At 35.8% G+C, this 18,195-nt stretch carries 17 protein-coding genes and 1 pseudogene; 13 read left to right on the forward strand and 5 right to left on the reverse strand.

All coding sequences use genetic code 11. The annotated features are described in order from the left end of the window. Nucleotides 1–24: 24 nt before the first annotated feature. The 5 genes from remB to dnaA form a co-directional block, all read right to left on the reverse strand. Entirely contained in the window at nucleotides 25–303 is a 279-nt protein-coding gene (remB, locus tag QGM71_RS16200; protein WP_327608610.1) for an extracellular matrix regulator RemB, read from the reverse strand. Between the two features lie 15 nt (nucleotides 304–318). Next, nucleotides 319–1,431: a DNA replication/repair protein RecF gene (recF, locus tag QGM71_RS16205; protein ID WP_327608611.1), complete on the reverse strand. Its 1,113-nt coding sequence runs from the start codon at nucleotides 1,429–1,431 to the stop codon at nucleotides 319–321. A 173-nt stretch (nucleotides 1,432–1,604) separates the two neighbouring features. Continuing rightward, the gene (gene yaaA, locus QGM71_RS16210) at nucleotides 1,605–1,835 is read right to left on the reverse strand and encodes a S4 domain-containing protein YaaA (RefSeq protein ID WP_327608612.1); all 231 of its coding nucleotides are present in this window, start codon (nucleotides 1,833–1,835) and stop codon (nucleotides 1,605–1,607) included. A 207-nt stretch (nucleotides 1,836–2,042) separates the two neighbouring features. Beyond that, nucleotides 2,043–3,179 (reverse strand): DNA polymerase III subunit beta, encoded by a 1,137-nt coding sequence (gene dnaN, locus QGM71_RS16215; protein WP_327608613.1) that lies wholly within the window; start codon nucleotides 3,177–3,179, stop codon nucleotides 2,043–2,045. A gap of 203 nt (nucleotides 3,180–3,382) precedes the next feature. Then, nucleotides 3,383–4,732: a chromosomal replication initiator protein DnaA gene (dnaA, locus tag QGM71_RS16220; protein ID WP_327608614.1), complete on the reverse strand. Its 1,350-nt coding sequence runs from the start codon at nucleotides 4,730–4,732 to the stop codon at nucleotides 3,383–3,385. A 1,044-nt stretch (nucleotides 4,733–5,776) separates the two neighbouring features. On the opposite strand from dnaA, the gene rpmH reads away from it, so the two are divergent. From rpmH to QGM71_RS16285, 13 genes and pseudogenes are all read left to right on the forward strand, one after another. Next, nucleotides 5,777–5,911: a 50S ribosomal protein L34 gene (gene rpmH, locus QGM71_RS16225; protein ID WP_327608615.1), complete on the forward strand. Its 135-nt coding sequence runs from the start codon at nucleotides 5,777–5,779 to the stop codon at nucleotides 5,909–5,911. A 137-nt stretch (nucleotides 5,912–6,048) separates the two neighbouring features. Continuing rightward, entirely contained in the window at nucleotides 6,049–6,402 is a 354-nt protein-coding gene (rnpA, locus tag QGM71_RS16230; protein ID WP_327608616.1) for a ribonuclease P protein component, read from the forward strand. Between the two features lie 93 nt (nucleotides 6,403–6,495). Beyond that, nucleotides 6,496–7,266, forward strand: a complete 771-nt coding sequence (gene spoIIIJ, locus QGM71_RS16235; protein WP_327608617.1) for a YidC family membrane integrase SpoIIIJ — start codon at nucleotides 6,496–6,498, stop codon at nucleotides 7,264–7,266. Continuing rightward, nucleotides 7,263–7,877 (forward strand): RNA-binding cell elongation regulator Jag/EloR, encoded by a 615-nt coding sequence (gene jag, locus QGM71_RS16240; RefSeq protein WP_327608618.1) that lies wholly within the window; start codon nucleotides 7,263–7,265, stop codon nucleotides 7,875–7,877. Before spoIIIJ ends, jag begins: the two co-directional genes overlap by 4 nt. Before the next feature lie 161 nt (nucleotides 7,878–8,038). Then, nucleotides 8,039–8,224: pseudogene (locus tag QGM71_RS16245) on the forward strand (YozQ family protein); the annotation flags it as partial. Between the two features lie 399 nt (nucleotides 8,225–8,623). After that, complete coding sequence (gene mnmE / locus QGM71_RS16250; RefSeq protein ID WP_327608619.1) at nucleotides 8,624–10,000, forward strand: tRNA uridine-5-carboxymethylaminomethyl(34) synthesis GTPase MnmE; 1,377 nt, start codon at nucleotides 8,624–8,626, stop codon at nucleotides 9,998–10,000. Between the two features lie 42 nt (nucleotides 10,001–10,042). Next, nucleotides 10,043–11,929, forward strand: coding sequence for a tRNA uridine-5-carboxymethylaminomethyl(34) synthesis enzyme MnmG (gene mnmG, locus QGM71_RS16255; protein ID WP_327608620.1), 1,887 nt, complete (start codon nucleotides 10,043–10,045; stop codon nucleotides 11,927–11,929). A 118-nt stretch (nucleotides 11,930–12,047) separates the two neighbouring features. Continuing rightward, on the forward strand, nucleotides 12,048–12,764 hold the full coding sequence (gene rsmG / locus QGM71_RS16260) for a 16S rRNA (guanine(527)-N(7))-methyltransferase RsmG (RefSeq protein ID WP_327608621.1): 717 nt from the start codon (nucleotides 12,048–12,050) through the stop codon (nucleotides 12,762–12,764). Nucleotides 12,765–13,213: 449 nt separating this feature from the next. Further along, on the forward strand, nucleotides 13,214–14,086 hold the full coding sequence (gene noc, locus QGM71_RS16265) for a nucleoid occlusion protein (protein ID WP_327608622.1): 873 nt from the start codon (nucleotides 13,214–13,216) through the stop codon (nucleotides 14,084–14,086). A 410-nt stretch (nucleotides 14,087–14,496) separates the two neighbouring features. After that, complete coding sequence (locus tag QGM71_RS16270) at nucleotides 14,497–15,270, forward strand: ParA family protein (protein WP_327608623.1); 774 nt, start codon at nucleotides 14,497–14,499, stop codon at nucleotides 15,268–15,270. Further along, the gene (locus QGM71_RS16275; RefSeq protein WP_327608624.1) at nucleotides 15,251–16,090 is read left to right on the forward strand and encodes a ParB/RepB/Spo0J family partition protein; all 840 of its coding nucleotides are present in this window, start codon (nucleotides 15,251–15,253) and stop codon (nucleotides 16,088–16,090) included. The genes QGM71_RS16270 and QGM71_RS16275 overlap by 20 nt, the downstream gene beginning before the upstream one ends. 386 nt (nucleotides 16,091–16,476) lie before the next feature. Then, nucleotides 16,477–17,181 (forward strand): DUF554 domain-containing protein, encoded by a 705-nt coding sequence (locus tag QGM71_RS16280; RefSeq protein ID WP_327608625.1) that lies wholly within the window; start codon nucleotides 16,477–16,479, stop codon nucleotides 17,179–17,181. A gap of 62 nt (nucleotides 17,182–17,243) precedes the next feature. Then, nucleotides 17,244–17,882, forward strand: coding sequence for a transporter (locus QGM71_RS16285; protein WP_327608626.1), 639 nt, complete (start codon nucleotides 17,244–17,246; stop codon nucleotides 17,880–17,882). Nucleotides 17,883–18,195 lie beyond the last annotated feature (313 nt).

Raw genomic sequence — 18,195 nt, forward strand, 5'->3', positions numbered from 1 at the left:
ATTGCACATACTATGTTATGTTTTTTATTCGAGCTCGTCTGAAAAATCGTCTAACTTACTAATCGTTGAAATCATACTTGCTCGTTTCTTTAATGTTGAAACAGATAACGTACTGTAATAGATTACATCTCTTGTAATCATTACAGACTTAGCATCCACTGTTGGTCCCACAACAATTTTTTTCTTACTTGACTCTGTCATCATTTCTTCCATGATAATCGAGGAGGATATTAAATTATAATCAATTATTGCAATAACATCCTTTGACCTGATCACATTATTATTCCCTATATGAATAAACATCGTATCCCTCCGACATTATGTAACTACCTTCCCATCGTGTACTCTAATTATTTCTGCTTTTTCAAGTGTCTTATGGTTAATACCTTCAACACTGGTAGTGGATACAAAGGTTTGCACTTTTCCTTGAATTGTATTTAATAAATGTGATTGCCTGTAATCATCCAGCTCACTCAGTACATCATCAAGGAGTAAAACAGGGTATTCGCCAACCTCATTATAAATGAGTTCTATCTCTGCCAGCTTTACTGATAAAGCTGTTGTCCGCTGTTGACCTTGAGACCCGTAAGTCTGAACATCTTTATTATTCACATAGAAGATGAGATCATCTCGGTGTGGACCAATTAATGTGGTTCCACGCTCCACTTCTTTCTCCTGGATCTCATGAAATTTATTTAAATAGATAGATTCTATTTTTTCCTTATTTACCTCTTCTGATACTTCAATTGAGGGATTGTACTTAATTTCAAGCTTTTCGAGCTGCCGACTTATCCCATAATGGATCGGACTTGCCCATTTACGTAATAAATCTAAAAAAACAAACCGCCTTTCCAATAGGGTGGCAGCATGTTCTACCAGTTGTTCTGTTAAAATATCTAACATTGTTTTGTCTTGTTTTTGTTTTCGCTGCATTTGTTTTAATAAATGATTTCGTTGTTTAAGAATCTTTTGATATTGCCCCAGGTGATAGATGTATCTTGGCTGTATTTGCCCAAGCTCCATATCTATAAAACGTCTGCGAATTTGGGGAGATCCTTTTACCAGCGTTAAATCTTCTGGTGCAAACATAACCACATTCAATGCACCAATGTAGTTACTCAATCGTTTTTGTTCTATTCTATTTAACTTCGCCTTCTTTCCTTTTGAAGAAATTATAACTTCAAGTGGAAAAGCCCGGTTTCGTTTCGTAATCCTACCTTCTATTTTAGCATATTCTTTATCCCATTGGATAAGTTCTTTTTCACGTGTGGTGCGATGGGACTTCGTAAAAGCCAATAAATAAATAGCCTCCATCAAATTGGTTTTCCCTTGCGCATTTTCTCCAATAATGACATTGATTTTATCATCAAAAGAAATAGCTAATTTTTCATAATTCCGGTAGTTTTTTAATTGTAACTGCTCAATGTGCATGCAAATTCCTCATTAATTTTTTATATGGTACATAATGTATAAATTGAGATCTGTACTACTTAGGTTTAAAGAATAGGCCACGTCCGGCTTCTAGTGGGCGCTTGCATTTTTGTTCACAAAGTTTAATTCACAGACGTGGTATTATCTTACAAAAACAATATTCGACAGCTTTTTTAGTGTGTGCTTTCACTCGAACTGACTATATAAGATCCAATGTCTTCTATCTCGACAACATCATCAGGGTATAACTTTCTTCCACGACGGTGTTCTAATTCACCATTTACCAGAACACCAGCATCCTGCAGAAATGCTTTTACCATTCCGCCGGATTCAAGAATATTTGCAAGCTTTATGAACTGTCCCAACGTAATATAATCTGTTTTTATTTCAATGTTTTCTTGCATTTTATCACCAATTCTTTTGTATTTAGAATTCCAATTATTTTTTAAAAGACCTTTAAACCTATTCTACTAAAGAATTTGCTTAAAGGGAAGGTAAGACCCTTTATTTACGAAAATAACGCTTGATTGCCCTTAAAATAGCTAATTCGATCTAAATAAACAGAATAAAGCTCTTATCAGTCAAAGATAAGAGCTTTTATCCGTTGGTTATTAATAGGTTCTTACTGGGAGTATTAATTGTAAAATAGGATCTTCGTTAGCTGGTTTAATAATAAATGGCCTCATTGCTCCCGTAAATTCAATTTGCACTTCATCATATTCAATGGCTTTTAGTGCATCAATCATATATTTAGAACTAAACGATATCTTTAATTCTTCACCTTCAATTGATTGAACTGTAATCTCCTCTGAAACTGTACCTACTTCTGGTGAATTACTTGTTATTTCTACCTGATTGTCTCCTTGTGTATTTAAACGAACTACATTGTTTCTCTCTTCTTTAGCGAGAAGAGAAGCTCGGTCAATTGTCTGGAGTAACTCTTTTGTTTTTACATGCAATGTGGTTTTGCTTTGATCTGGAATTAAGCGAGATGTCTCCGGGTAATTTCCATCGAGCAGTCGTGACAGAAAATTTAAATGCCTGGTACGAAATAGAATCTGATTATTCGTCACACTGATCTCAACAGCATCTTCCGTATCATTAAGAATTTTATTTAATTCATTAAGACTCTTACCTGGAACTACAACACTTGAAAATTCAGTACTCCCATTAACTATTGGTATCTCACGAGATGCTAGTCTATGACTGTCCGTTGCAGTAAATGTTAGCTTATTATTCTCTAGTTTAATATGAACTCCTGTCAGGATAGGACGCGTTTCCATAGTGGAAACTGCAAAAACAGTTTGTTTAATCATGCTTTTTAATAGATCAGTTGGCATTTCGAAGTTATCATCCGTTTGCATTTTAGGTAGTTGCGGGTATTCTTCTGCATCCTGTCCATTAAGATTAAATTCTGCTTTTCCAGAACGTATTGTTATTTTCAGATTATCATCTGCCTCAATTTCTACTGTGTTTTCAGGTAGTTTTCGAACAATATCCGGGAAATACTTTGCCTGCAGTACGATGCTGCCTTCTTCAATATGCTCGACGTTAACGTTACCATCTTCTTCTGCTGGAATATAGGACTCAATTGAAATATCGGAATCACTTCCAGTTAAAGTTATTCCATGTTGTTTAGCTTCAATTTTCATTCCCGATAAGATTGGAATTACCGTTCGGGATGAAATAGCTTTCATCACATCTTGAACACTTGCTATTAATTGATCACGTCTGATAATAAATTTCATAAATAAATCCTCCAATTGAGTTCTATATATATATTTTGTTTATAGAACTTACAGTAATAATAGTAATAAGGGCTGTGATTATGTGTATAAGTGCATTTTATACTACTCGCCTATAGTTATCCCCATGTGTATAACTTGTTTGTAAGGTTGCACACTCATACACACTATTCACACAAGTTATGAACACCTACGTTAAGATGCAATTACTTAAATGATTTCAATTGTTCTATAATCTCTTCTATATCTCTTGCTAAATTGGCATCGTTTTCCATTAGTTTAGCTATTTTATCATGAGCATGGATCACAGTTGTATGGTCTCTGCCGCCAAATTCTTCGCCAATTTTCGGTAATGAAAAATCGGTTAATTCTCTGGATAAATACATGGCAATTTGCCTTGGGTAAGCGATGGACTTCGTACGTTTCTTTGCTGTAAAATCTTCAAGTCGTATATTATATCTTTCGCCAATCACTTCCTGGATACTATGTATCGTAATTACCCTGGGTTTACTACTGGGAATGATATCTTTCAGGGCATCTGCCGCAAGAGATGCGTCAATATCCTGGTTTACTAATGAAGAGTAAGCGACAACCCGAATTAAGGCTCCCTCCAATTCACGGACATTCGTATCAATCTGATTTGCAATATAAAGCATGACTTCACTAGGAATATCAAGCCCTTCAGCTTTAGCTTTTTTCGTCAAAATTGCAATCCTTGTTTCTAAATCAGGTGGCGTGATATCTGTAATTAATCCCCATTCAAAGCGTGATCGTAACCGATCTTCCAGTGTTGGAATTTCTTTAGGCGGACGGTCACTTGAAATAATAATTTGCTTACTTTCCTCATGCAGCGTGTTAAATGTATGGAAAAATTCCTCTTGTGTTGATTCCTTACCGGCTATAAATTGTATGTCATCTATTAATAAGACATCTATGTTTCGGTATTTATTACGGAAATTAATGGTCTTGTTATCCATAATTGCATGTATGAATTCATTCGTAAATTTTTCAGATGATAAATAGACAACTTTTGCATTTGGGTTGTGTTCACGTACATAATGTCCAATTGCATGCATTAAGTGAGTTTTCCCGAGACCTACCCCCCCATAGATAAAGAGCGGATTGTAAGCCTTTGCGGGTGCTTCTGCTACTGCTAGTGAAGCAGCGTGTGCAAAACGATTTCCTGCGCCAATGACAAATGTATCAAAAGTATAGTTAGAATTCAGCATCGTTTTAGGTGTTTCATTATTATTAGAAACATTTGCATTTGGTTTAGGTGCCGGTTTTAAATCATCTATATGTGTACTGGAGTCCGGGATAATAAATTTAGTAGCTAATCTAGTCCCGGTTATCTCTAATAGAATGTCTGAGATGAGATTCGTATATTGGTTTTCCAGCCAGTCTCTTGCAAATTCATTTGGAGCGGAGATAACTAATGTAGTATCTTCAAGAAGTTCAGCTTTGGTATTCTTTAGCCATGTATCAAAGCTTGGCTTACTGATTTTCTCTTCAATTTTCTCTAAGGTTGCTACCCATAGTTCTTCGATGTTTTCCAAACGTGAATACACTCCTTTCAATTAATACATGAATGACAGAAAATGCCTTTCTCAGATATTGGAATAAGGCTGTTTTTTGAAAGATTGGGATTGTACCTGTCCTGTACCTCCGATTACTCGTCCCACCGAAAATAGTTGTTGTTTTTGACACAAAATCTATAAATCGACATAATTCGTTACTGACATAACATATCGCTGCAGAAAGACACTTGGCTCTCTAGCGTGGTGGTGAGCCTTCCCGTGCTGCAGTCTTCGTGTATTCTCTCCGTAGGTATTGAGCGATGTTATGGGAATTATCTGGTGATTCATTAAATAGTTTTTCGCTTTTACGATTGTTTACTGTAGCATAGGTCAGTTGACTCCTCGAAAATGCGTATACATTTTCTTTGTGCTATGTATAGCTGCCTAAGCTCTCCTTGTCCTGCGGGAAAAAGCAACAGCTGAAGATCCTGCAGGAAGCTAAAGTATTGCCTGCGGAAATCAACGTTGCAGTTTCTATCACTTATGACAATTAGAAGCAATAATCAGTTCGAAAAGAGCTTTAACGAAAGACTTTTATATGCTTTAAGTAAAAAAAAATGTAATTTAGTATGTGGATAGAAAAACATAAGCCTGGAGAAGACTATAGTGAGTTATATACGTTATCCCCAGTCCTGTTGATAAGTTTATGAACGTACGTGTTAACAACTGTCCACAGATTATCCACAGATTGTGGGTAAGTTATAATTGGTTTTTCTTTTTACACATGTTTAACACAAATATAATATCAAAGAAAAGCTTATTATGCAATGTATTTTCGACAGTTATCCACAAAGTCCATCGGTTGTATATAATTATTATCCACACCCCTATATTTTGTGATTTTCCTGTCGATATGTGTTGTGGATAGAAAAATACTGTCGAAATTACTTAACAATGTGCCTGTGGATAATGAAATAAATTTGAAGTTGACAGATTGGCTAGGTATTACGTATAATTACAAAGACTGTCTAATAGATTGGTTTTAATTTGGATATTTAATCCCTTGGGGAGGTGCAAGATAAAATGAAAAGAACATTTCAACCAAATAATCGTAAACGCAAAAAAGTACACGGTTTTCGCTCACGTATGAGCACAAAAAATGGACGTAATATTCTAGCTCGTCGTCGTCGTAAAGGAAGAAAAGTATTGTCTGCATAGGCCACTGAAAAGTCAGTGGTCTTTTTTCCACTTTTAAGAAATGAGGAAGCTTCAAGCGCATAAGCTAATCTTCCTCATTACATAGTGTGATCCCTGGACAGGCTTTTAAGTGACAGATAGTAGTAAAGGTGATAACGATGAAAAAAGAATTTCGTATTAAAAAGAATGAAGAATTTCAATATGCGTTCAAAAAAGGGAAGTCTTTTGCTAATAGACAGCTTGTCTTATATTATGTAGAGAAACCTGCCCAGGAACATTTTCGAATCGGTCTTTCAGTAGGAAAGAAAATTGGAAATGCGGTTACAAGAAACCGAATAAAAAGATATTTACGGCAATCTTTTCAGGAATTAGAAGATAACATACGTTATCCGCTGGATATTGTGATTATCGCTAGACAGCCAGCGAAAAGTATGGAATTTGCAGAAGTAAAAAAAAGTTTAACGCATTTATTGTATAAAGAACGATTACTAAAAAATAAAAATAATTATTAATTTATATAGAATCTTACTTTTAATTAAGATATTATACTAAATAGTAGTAGAACTTAGATAGCATAGGGGCTTGTTTAGTTAGGAGGAAACAATTTGCGTAAAAAGTATTTATTGCTTATAACTCTTATTGGTTTGCTGGCAATTCTTTCAGGTTGTACAGAGATTAATCAACCGATAGATGAAGAGAGTACAGGTATCTGGAATAAATATTTTGTATACCCATTATCTTGGATGATCACATATTTTGCTGAGTTATTCAATGAGAATTATGGTTTGTCCATCGTCATTGTGACAATAATTATTCGATTGGTGCTGCTGCCATTGAACGTTAAACAGTTGAAGAGTTCAAAGGCAATGCAGGATATCCAGCCGGAAATTAAGGAAATTCAGAAAAAATACAGTTCTAAAGATGCAAATACACAACAACAATTGCAAAAAGAAACAATGGCTTTATTCCAAAAACATGGTGTGAATCCGCTTGCTGGTTGTTTGCCGATATTTGTACAAATGCCTATATTAATTGGTATGTATCATGCAATCATGCGTACAACTGAAATTAGTACACACAATTTCTTATGGTTCGAATTAGGGTCACCGGATCCATTCTTTATATTACCGTTAATAGCTGGTGGAGCAACTTACTTCCAGCAAAAACTTATGATGGCAGGCAGTCCTGCTGCACAAAATCCGCAAATGATGGTTATGCTCTATGTTATGCCAATTATGATTGGTGTCTTTGCGATCTTCTTCCCAGCAGCGTTATCATTGTACTGGGTAGTAGGTAATATCTTTATGGTTGCTCAAACTATATTTATCCGTAAACCAATGATGGGTAATGCTAGTACAGGAGGAGACAAAAAGTGAAAGAAATAACTGCTAGTGGACAAACAGTTGAAGAAGCGGTCCTATCAGCATTAGAGCAGTTAAACACAACAAGGGACCAGGTAGAAGTCGATATTATCGATGAAGGAAAAAAAGGGTTACTTGGAATTTTTGGATCCAAACGTGCATTTGTAAAGGTGAAACTTGCAAAGAATCAAATTCAGGAAACTGAAAATTTTATTAAAGAAGTTACTAAACACATGAATGTTGATGTTGAAGTGACAACAACTGTCGAAGATAATCATGTCACATATGAAGTAAAAGGGGATAACATAGCTTTACTGATAGGTAAACGTGGTCAGACACTAAATGCCCTTCAATATTTAGTTCACCTTGCACTTAATAAAGATGTGAAGCAGTTCTATTCAGTTACACTAGATGCTGAGGGTTACCGTGGGCGCCGAAAAGATACCCTTGAATCATTAGCATTGAAAATGGCTGATAAGGCAACTCGTTTAAATAAAAAAGTAGCATTGGAACCAATGCCGGCATTTGAACGAAAGATCATTCATAGTGCCTTGCAAGCTAAAAAAGAAGTTTCTACGTATTCTGATGGTGTGGAGCCGCACCGTCATATCGTAATAAAACCATAGATTAACGTAAATATAGTCCGTCTGTATCCTCTTGGGGAATCAGGCGGATTTTTTATTTTAAGAGTGAATCGATAACCGATCTTTTGTTTAGCTCAAATTTAATAAATTTAGAGCAAATTGTAAAAGATAAGTTAGAATGAAAAGGAGGGAAAGTAGCTGAGAAAATATATAAATACTCCGATTACAATAGCAGCGACCCAATTTCTAAAGGGATGGCTATAACACATGAACAGGTGTCTGATGGCTATATGGAAGGTACCATTGATGGAGAAATTGATGATGTAGATAGCAATGGTGAGTTAACTGGCCATAAGGGAAAAGAAATTAGTAGGAAAAGAAAAAATTAACGAAGCTTAAATGAAAAAGCATATCTGAAAAAATATCATACTGAAGATGACCCATTAGAATATAGGTAAGGAAAAACTTAGAGACGTAGCTAATATAGTTGGTGCAGCTATTTATCAAATAGCCAGGAAAGAAACACCAGCTTTAGAAAAATCTGAAGTGGCTCCCGTTCATGTAGACTATTATTATAAAGAACCCATTTTATAAAGACTGTTAATAACATAAGAAATTTAAAATCTGTTTATTCACATGTGGATAAATAGATTTTTTTATTATGAAAAATTATTGTGGATAACTTTATCTTTGGATTAAAATGTGTTAATCTATTAAGTTAGTGACGATAAATATAATAATTCGTTATTAATATAGATGAAGTAAACTACATGTTGGAGGTGAAGGCGATGGAGACAGATACAATTACTGCAATATCAACCCCGATTGGAGAAGGTGCAATTGCAATAGTTAGGTTGAGTGGTCCTGATGCAGTATCGATTACAACTCAACTATTTCAAGGTAAAAATCTAACGGAAGTAGATTCTCATACGATTCATTATGGAAAACTTATTGATCCGGATACAAAAGAGGTTGCTGAGGAGGTAATGGTTTCCGTAATGCGTGCACCGAAGACGTTTACTCGTGAAGATGTAGTTGAGATAAATTGTCATGGTGGAATGGTATCAGTAAATCGAGTATTAGAGATTATCCTAAGTAAAGGGGCACGTCTAGCAGAGCCAGGTGAATTTACAAAACGGGCTTTTTTAAATGGACGAATAGATTTATCTCAAGCAGAAGCAGTAATGGATTTAATACGTGCTAAAACAGATAAAGCAATGTCTGTTGCATTAAAACAGTTGGATGGACGTTTATCCGGGTTAATTAGAAGTTTGAGACAAGACTTGCTAGAAACCGTAGCGCACGTTGAAGTAAATATCGATTACCCTGAATACGATGATGTAGAAGAAATGTCACATGAAATGATGCGCCAAAAGACAAAAGAGGTTCATGCAGAAATTGTGAAGCTGCTTGGTGTGGCAAAACAAGGGAAGATTTTACGAGAGGGGCTTGCAACTGCAATTATAGGCAGGCCAAATGTTGGGAAGTCTTCTTTGATGAATACGTTAGTTCAGGAAAATAAAGCGATTGTTACTGAAATTCCTGGTACAACACGTGATATTATTGAAGAATATGTAAACGTGCGAGGTGTACCATTAAGGTTAGTTGACACAGCAGGAATCCGTGAGACAGAAGACATTGTAGAAAAAATCGGAGTTGAGCGTTCCAGACAAGTATTGAAAGAATCAGATCTGATTTTATTTGTTTTAAATTATAATGATGAATTAACTGATGAAGATGTTAAGTTATTTGAAGCAATTCAAGGACTTGAATATATAGTAATTATTAATAAGACCGATTTAGAACAGAAATTGGACTTAGAAAAGATCAAAGAGCTTACCGATGGAAATCCTCTTATTACTACTTCTTTAATTGAGGAAAAAGGAATAGATGAGCTGGAATCAGCAATAGCTGAAACTTTCTTTGCTGGTGATATTGATACAGGAGACTTAACCTATATATCTAATGTAAGACATATTGAATTACTGAAGCAGGCTGTTGCATCTCTTGAAGATGCTATGGAAGGGCTGGAAATTCAAATGCCATTGGATATTGTTCAGATAGACGTAACTCGCACATGGGATCTTTTGGGTGAAATAATTGGAGATACTGCGAGTGACAGCTTGATTGATCAATTATTCTCGCAGTTTTGTTTAGGTAAATAATAAGTACGTTTAAATAAATAATAATAGAAAGGGTGAAAAACAATGACATATAATGCTGGACATTACGATGTTATAGTAATTGGAGCTGGCCATGCCGGTGTTGAAGCTGGTATAGCTGCCTCACGAATGGGTGCAAAGACCTTAATGTTAACGTTGAATTTAGATATGGTTGCTTTCATGCCATGTAATCCATCATTAGGCGGACCTGCAAAAGGAATTGTAGTCCGGGAAATTGATGCACTAGGTGGGGTGATGGCAAAAGTTATTGATAAAACGCATATTCAAATGCGTATGCTAAACACAGGAAAAGGACCTGCTGTACAAGCATTACGTGCACAAGCTGACAAACCTTTATATATAAAAGAAATGAAAAATATCATTGAAAATGAAGAAAACCTGACATTGCGTCAAGGAATGGTTAATGAGCTAATTGTCGAAGATGGCGTATGTAAAGGAGTAATTACAGAATCAAAAGCAGCATACAGTGCAGAAACTGTAATTATTACAACCGGAACATTTATGCGAGGGAAAGTGCTGATGGGGGATTTGGAATACGAAAGTGGACCGAATAACCAACGAGTTTCTATAAAGCTTTCTGAGCACCTTGAGGATTTAGGCTTTGAACTTACACGGTTTAAAACAGGAACGCCGCCTCGTGTAAACAGTCGTACGATTGATTATTCAAAGACAGAAATCCAACCAGGTGATGAGAAGCCTCAAGCCTTCTCGTACGAAACAACGGAATATATTACGGATCAGATTCCGTGCTGGTTAACGTATACAAATGAGTTCACACATCAGGTTATTAATGATAACCTTGAACTCTCAGCAATGTATTCAGGTATGAAAAGGGGAACCGGGCCACGTTATTGTCCTTCTATAGAAGATAAAATTGTTCGATTTAATGATAAACCACGTCATCAAATTTTCCTCGAGCCTGAAGGAAGAGATACAGAAGAGGTTTACGTGCAAGGTCTATCAACTTCTTTACCTGAATCGATTCAACATGAAATGGTAAGAAGTGTGGAAGGACTGGAAAACGCAGAAATCATGCGTCCAGGCTATGCAATTGAATATGATGCTATTGTTCCAACACAGCTTTGGCCTACTCTGGAAACAAAGAACATTCCAGGACTTTTCACAGCTGGTCAAATTAATGGGACATCAGGTTACGAGGAAGCAGGAGCTCAAGGGATAATGGCAGGAATTAATGCTGCAGCCAAAGTTCTTGGCAAGGATCCTGTTATCCTGGATCGTTCACAAGCCTACATTGGTGTGTTAATTGATGATCTCGTAACAAAGGGAACAAACGAACCATACCGTTTGCTGACATCTCGTGCAGAACATCGTTTGCTACTGCGTCATGATAATGCGGATATGCGTTTAACTGAAATAGGTCATGCAATTGGTTTAATCCCTGAAGTGCGATATGCGAAATTTGTCGAGAAAAAACGTTTAGTAGAAGAAGAGAAAACACGCTTAAGGAAAATTACAATTAAGCCAAGTGAAGAGATTAACGAAATAATGAAAGAAGCAGGGGCAACTCCACTTAAAGAAGCTGTTAAAGCTTTTGATCTACTCAAACGCCCTGAATTATCTTATGCATTCATTGACCGGATGATTGAATCAAACCCTCAATTGACGGCAGAAGTGCAGGAGCAAGTAGGAATTCAAATCAAGTATGAGGGTTATATTAAAAAAGCGACAGAACAAGTTGCGCGTATGCTTAAAATGGAAGATAAAAAAGTACCCGAAGATATCGATTATGATGATATTAGAGGAATTGCGACTGAGGCAAGAGACAAACTGAAAAAGGTGCGTCCGCTTTCTGTTGGTCAAGCATCCAGAATATCTGGTGTTAATCCAGCTGATGTATCTATTTTACTTGTTTATATTGAACAAGGAAGTATTGCCCGGATTGCAAATTAAGTTTTAAGACAGGCTGCTAGTTATGTACTACCATAGCACTGCTATCATAGGGTCCAAAAGATCACCAGTTCTAATAGGTGGTCTTTTGGACCATTAATAACAAGGAGATTACATAAATATGAATCCAGAACAATTTGCAACCGCTTTAAAAGAACAAGGGATTGTTATAAATGAACAGCAACGTGAGCAATTTGCAATGTATTTTAAATTGTTGGTAGAATGGAATGAAAAAATAAACCTGACTGCATTAACAGCGGAGGAAGATGTTTATTTAAAACACTTCTATGATTCCATTTCAGTTGCGTTTCATCATGATTTTAATAAAAATCTGCATATTTGTGATGTTGGAGCTGGGGCTGGATTTCCAAGTATCCCACTCAAAATATGTTTTCCACAACTAAAAGTGACAATTGTAGATTCATTAAAAAAACGTATTAGTTTCTTAAATAACTTAGCAGCCGAACTTAAAATTGATAATGTGGTATTTTATCACGATAGAGCTGAATCATTTGGGAAAAATAGTAATTTTAGGGAAAAATTTGATATTGTAACAGCTAGAGCTGTTGCTCGAATGTCTGTATTAAGCGAATTATGTTTACCTTTAGTAGCTAAGTATGGTGTGTTTATTGCAATGAAGGGTGCCCAGGCGGGTGAGGAGCTTACTATTGCAGAGCCTGCAATTAAATTATTAGGTGGAGAGATAGGTAACACGCACACTTTTGTTTTGCCTAAGGAAGAAAGTGAGCGATCCATATTGATTATTAATAAAACAAGAAGGACACCTAAGAAATATCCGAGAAAAGCTGGTACACCTAATAAGGACCCAATTGAATGAGGAGTAAGGGTAAACTACATTTTTAAGAAAAAAAGCATAAAATGTTGGCTGCAATTAATTCTTACACTTTAACAGCCACGTACTGCGCTTTATTTCTTTAAATATAAAACCTTTTAAATCCATCATCTTTACCTCAGGTTCCAGTAGGGGGCTCAAGCTGAATTTCCTGCTAAGAAATATATTTAAGTTTATTACATACTACCAGCCGGCTTATTATGGTAAAATATAAGGAGAAACTGAACGGCTTTTTAGTATTCGCACAACAGTTTTAATGTTGTTGCGTATTTCTCATTGGTTTACATGCGAGTATTGGTTTAAAAAGAATTTGAAATAAGAGATCGTATCATTATTTGATTGCATTCTTCATACTTATTTGTTTATTGTTCCACGTGAAACATTTGAAGTACATAGTTACCTATTACAAGGAAAAATAAAGGTGGTGTCTGTTGATGGTAAAGCCTTTTAATCGTATATTCGGACTAGGCGTAAGCGAAAAAGCCGAAGCAGAAACAGAAGTAGAAACGTATCACCCAGACGAAGTAATTCAGCTTTCTGTAAATAGTATTGAGCCTAATCGGTACCAACCGAGGTCAATATTTAATGATGAAAAGATAAGAGAATTAGCACAAACAATTAAAACACATGGAATAATCCAACCGATAGTTGTCCGTAAATTGGATGGAGAAGAAGAAACCTTTGAATTAATTGCAGGTGAGAGAAGATTACGGGCAGTTCAGTCTCTAGGATGGGAAACTGTTTCTGTTATTATCCGTGAAATGACGGATGCTGAAACAGCTTCTGTTGCACTTATCGAGAATTTACAACGTGAAGAATTAACTGTAGTAGAAGAAGCAACGGCATATGCTAAACTTTTGGAACTTCACGGTTTAACACAAGAGGCATTGGCTCAGAGACTTGGTAAAAACCAATCTACTATTGCAAATAAGCTTCGATTATTAAAATTGCCAGAAAAGGTTCAACAAGCACTGTTAAACAAAAGTATTACAGAACGACATGCAAGGGCTTTAATTAAGTTAAAAGAATCAGATAAACAAATTAAGTTATTGGATGCTATTCTTGAGAATGATCTTAATGTAAAACAAACAGAAGAACGAATTAATAAAATGAATAATCCAGAAGATGACCAAAAGAAGAACCGTTCGAAGTTAAAAGGATTTAACAAGGATATTCGTATTGCAATGAACACCATTCGTCAATCTTTAAGTATGGTTTCGGATACTGGTGTAAAAGTGGAGTCAGATGAACAGGAACTGGAAGACTACTATCAGATCACAATTAAAATTCCTAAAAAGAAGAAATAATATTATTATATTTTAATAGGAAGAATAGAAAGTATGAACGTTCTTGTATTGTTAAACTTAGCGAAGCTAGTCACTTCCAGATTCATTTGGCAGTGTCGTTCCCTCCTGAGATCTTAAACTGCTCTATTGTGGCAGAGATTATAAGACTCAAAGACCTAAGCTTGCCTGTCGTGGGTGGACAGGCTTTTACGCTTTTACTCCATTGTAAATACCCGTCTTTAATTAAAGATGGGTATTTTAATAACTGTTCATCATTTCCTTTTAAATAACAGACTTAGTTCTTAGTTATTCTACAAAATACTATAATATCCCCTCATAAATTACAATTTTACAACAAAAATCGAAATAAACATTCTTTTTAGTTGAATTAATGATAAAATAAAATGTATATAGTTTAGGTAGGTGTCAACATGGGAAAAATAATATCCATCTCAAATCAAAAAGGTGGCGTAGGAAAAACAACTTCATCAGTCAACCTTAGTGCTGGACTTGCGTACTTAGGTAATAAAGTTCTGCTTGTAGATATTGATCCGCAAGGTAATGCTACCAGCGGGGTAGGTATTAACAAAGCAGATGTAAGTAATTGTATCTATAACGTTCTTGTAGAGGACTTACCAGCTGAAGATGTGTGTATTCCTACAAACGTAAACAACTTAGATATAATACCTGCAACTATTCAACTTTCCGGTGCTGAAATTGAACTCGTGCCTACTATTTCACGAGAAATCCGTTTAAAAAAATCACTGGAAAATCTGAAGGAATTATATGATTATATAATCATAGATTGTCCGCCATCGTTGGGATTACTTACAATTAACGCATTAACATCATCAGATAGTGTGCTTATCCCAGTTCAATGCGAATATTATGCGCTTGAGGGCCTTAGTCAGCTTCTAAACACCATTCGTCTAGTTCAGAAACACTTGAACAAACAACTAATGATAGAAGGCGTATTATTAACTATGCTTGATGCTAGGACTAATCTGGGACTCCAGGTTATAGAAGAAGTTAAAAAGTATTTCCAAGATAAAGTCTATAAGTCTATCATCCCAAGAAATATCAGATTGGGAGAGGCACCAAGTCATGGACAATCGATAATTACTTATGATCCAAAATCAAGAGGCGCAGAAGTATATCTTGAATTAGCGAAGGAAGTGATGGCGAATGGCGAGAGGGTTAGGTAAAGGTATTAACGCTTTTTTTCCTGACATAGAGACGCAAGTGGATGATAAAATTCAAGAAATAGCTATCGCAGAGTGTAGACCCAATCCCTATCAACCTAGAAAGACATTTCATGCAGATGCTATAGAAGAATTGAAAGAATCCATTTTGGAGTATGGCATTATTCAACCATTAATTGTACGAAAAAGTATTAAAGGTTATGAAATTGTAGTGGGGGAGAGACGCTTCCGTGCTGCTAAAGAAGCAGGCTTAAGTACGGTTCCAGTAGTTGTTAAAGAGCTGTCAGATGAGAAGATGATGGAGCTTGCTTTACTTGAAAACCTTCAACGCGAAGATTTAACACCTATAGAAGAAGCGCATGCATATACAAATTTAATTAATGAATTGAAAATAACCCAAGATGAATTATCAAGACGTATTGGTAAAAGCAGGTCACATATAGCTAATATTGTACGATTACTATCGTTACCTGAGCAGATTATTGCATATATTAGTAATGGGGAGCTTTCAATGGGGCATGGTAGAGCCCTGTTGGGGATTAAAGATAAAAGTAAAATTATCCCCGTTGTAAGTAAGATTAGGCAAGAAAAATTAAATGTAAGGCAAGTTGAAAACCTTATAGTGAAAATCAACGAAAAGCCCGTTCCAAAGAAGAAAGAAGAGGCTAAGAAAGATGTTTTTCTTCAAGAGAGGGAATCTATCTTAAGAGACCGTTTTGGCACTGCAGTCAATATCCAGCGTGGTAAACAAAAAGGAAAAATAGAAATTGAATTTTACAGTGATGATGATCTTGAACGTATAATAGAAGTGCTCGAAAAGTAATAGGTTTAAAAAGTGAGACTGACGCCCATTATCGTCAGTCTTTTGTTATAAGTACATAGAAAATGTCTCTAGCTGTAATTTTAATTTTTATATCGCAAGGGTTCAAAAATACATAATTTAGTTAGTAAAAGTTAACACTAATGTAATATGTATACATTAATCGTGAATTAAAGTCTGTAAATTGTTCCACGTGGAACAATTTACAATAAAAAGTTCAACTGCACGAATAAACGGTTGATTTTTATGCTCACTTTACGAATAGTGAGGCTTGGAATCCTATATCCAAACAACATGACAGTGATGGTGTATGGATTTGTATAAAAAAATGGTGCGACAAAAGTAAATCACATGCAGACAGACTAAATGAATTTTATGGAGTTGGGTCAATGGTCTTATTTGGAACACTAGTGAATGGAGTATTAATTGTTGTAGGAAGCATACTCGGGTTATTTTTTACGAAAATACCTGAAAGATACAAAGAGACAGTAATGCATGGTATAGGGCTGGCTGTGATATTAATTGGACTGCAAATGGCCTTTGAGTCAGACGGAATAATTATTGTTCTATTAAGTTTGCTTTCAGGAGCGATTATCGGGGAATTAATTCATCTGGAAGAAGGGTTAAATCGATTAGGAACCTGGATCGGAAGCAAGTTTACTACAACAAACGACAATTTCAGCGTTGCTCAGGGATTTGTTACAGCATCGTTAATTTTTGTAATTGGTGCGATGTCAGTAATTGGTGCGCTTGATAGCGGAATAAGAGGGGACCATGAAATTCTGATTACTAAAGGAGTAATAGATGGGTTCGTTGCATTGGTATTAACTACAACATTAGGATTTGGTGTTGTATTCTCTGTGGTTCCTGTGGTGGTATATCAAGGGTCAATTGCCTTATTCGCTACGCAAATTGAAAAATGGTTACCGGAAGCATTCTTAAATGGGCTGATTACTGAAGTAACAGCAGTAGGAGGTCTTCTAATCGTAGCAATTGGGTTCAATCTATTAAAAGTTGTAACCATACGAATAGGAAATCTGTTGCCTTCCATCTTTACAGTAGCTTTAATATACTATATCTATTATATAATTTAGATTTTAAGACTACTATATAAGCTGTAGTAGAAAAGAGAGGGTAAGACGGTGGGGTTATTATTATGCAGAATGTAATGAAAATAGTATATGAGGGCACTATGATTCTCCTGGTTATGCTAACAATCATTACGATCTGGTCGGATAACACCTATAATGCAACTATTAATTGGGTTGTATGGATTGTATTTGTTACTGACTTTACTTTTCGTTTAATAACAGCGAGCAAGAAATGGAATTTCATCAAGCAAAATCCATTTCTCTTGCTGGCTATAATTCCATTTGATCAGTTTTTTCAGATGGCAAGGATAGTAAGAGTTATTTATTTTTTTCGTATAAAAACAATTACTAAATATTATGTGACACCATATATAGAGAAGCTAACTTATAGATCACTGACTGCAGGGATAGCGATAATTCTCTTGCTACTCGTTATTAAGTCATTTGTTATTTGGAGTATGGAAGACTCTGTTAATACTCATCTGGATTCATTATACGTAGTTTTTGGACATCTGTTGTTCTTTGGTCATCAAATTTTCGTGATTGAAAGCCCGCTGTCCATTTGGTTATTGACAGGAACATCTATTATAGGTGTAGTAATCCAGGGATTGGCGTTACAGTGGTTTTTCACTAAGATTGAGAAGATATATAGTAAGAGAAGAACAAGCAAAGCAGTTACAAAGGATTTAGAGAAGATAAATTGAACAATAAAAAAACGAGCCCATTAGAGCTCGTTTTTTTAATTGTATAAAGCTCTGTTCATAATAATTATTGCTTAGACTTGTCATAGTTGATATAAAATGCGACTAGCCGCGGAGTTGCTTTCCGCTGCTGACCGTTGCTTTCCGCGGGCACGGCTTCAGCCTCCTCGAGAAACCCACTCTGCGGGGTCTTCAGACACGTGCTATTCCCGCAGGAGTCAACGGTCCTCCGCTCCAAACAACCATCGTAATAGTGAAATCAGCGGCAAAGAAGACTCTGCAAAATGAACGAAGTTGCGTGTACCCGGAGTGGTGA

It is taken from the genome of Virgibacillus tibetensis (assembly GCF_036026595.1).
Taxonomy (GTDB): Bacteria; Bacillota; Bacilli; order Bacillales; family Amphibacillaceae; genus Virgibacillus_P; species Virgibacillus_P tibetensis.

Bases quoted from the DNA above. Each gene is read 5' to 3' on its own strand.
- remB (WP_327608610.1), bottom strand. From the start codon at position 303: ATGTTTATTCATATAGGGAATAATAATGTGATCAGGTCAAAGGATGTT.
- recF (WP_327608611.1), bottom strand. From the start codon at position 1,431: ATGCACATTGAGCAGTTACAATTAAAAAACTACCGGAATTATGAAAAA.
- yaaA (WP_327608612.1), bottom strand. From the start codon at position 1,835: ATGCAAGAAAACATTGAAATAAAAACAGATTATATTACGTTGGGACAG.
- dnaN (WP_327608613.1), bottom strand. From the start codon at position 3,179: ATGAAATTTATTATCAGACGTGATCAATTAATAGCAAGTGTTCAAGAT.
- rpmH (WP_327608615.1), top strand. From the start codon at position 5,777: ATGAAAAGAACATTTCAACCAAATAATCGTAAACGCAAAAAAGTACAC.
- rnpA (WP_327608616.1), top strand. From the start codon at position 6,049: ATGAAAAAAGAATTTCGTATTAAAAAGAATGAAGAATTTCAATATGCG.
- mnmE (WP_327608619.1), top strand. From the start codon at position 8,624: ATGGAGACAGATACAATTACTGCAATATCAACCCCGATTGGAGAAGGT.
- mnmG (WP_327608620.1), top strand. From the start codon at position 10,043: ATGACATATAATGCTGGACATTACGATGTTATAGTAATTGGAGCTGGC.
- rsmG (WP_327608621.1), top strand. From the start codon at position 12,048: ATGAATCCAGAACAATTTGCAACCGCTTTAAAAGAACAAGGGATTGTT.
- noc (WP_327608622.1), top strand. From the start codon at position 13,214: ATGGTAAAGCCTTTTAATCGTATATTCGGACTAGGCGTAAGCGAAAAA.
- QGM71_RS16270 (WP_327608623.1), top strand. From the start codon at position 14,497: ATGGGAAAAATAATATCCATCTCAAATCAAAAAGGTGGCGTAGGAAAA.
- QGM71_RS16275 (WP_327608624.1), top strand. From the start codon at position 15,251: ATGGCGAGAGGGTTAGGTAAAGGTATTAACGCTTTTTTTCCTGACATA.
- QGM71_RS16280 (WP_327608625.1), top strand. From the start codon at position 16,477: ATGGTCTTATTTGGAACACTAGTGAATGGAGTATTAATTGTTGTAGGA.
- QGM71_RS16285 (WP_327608626.1), top strand. From the start codon at position 17,244: ATGCAGAATGTAATGAAAATAGTATATGAGGGCACTATGATTCTCCTG.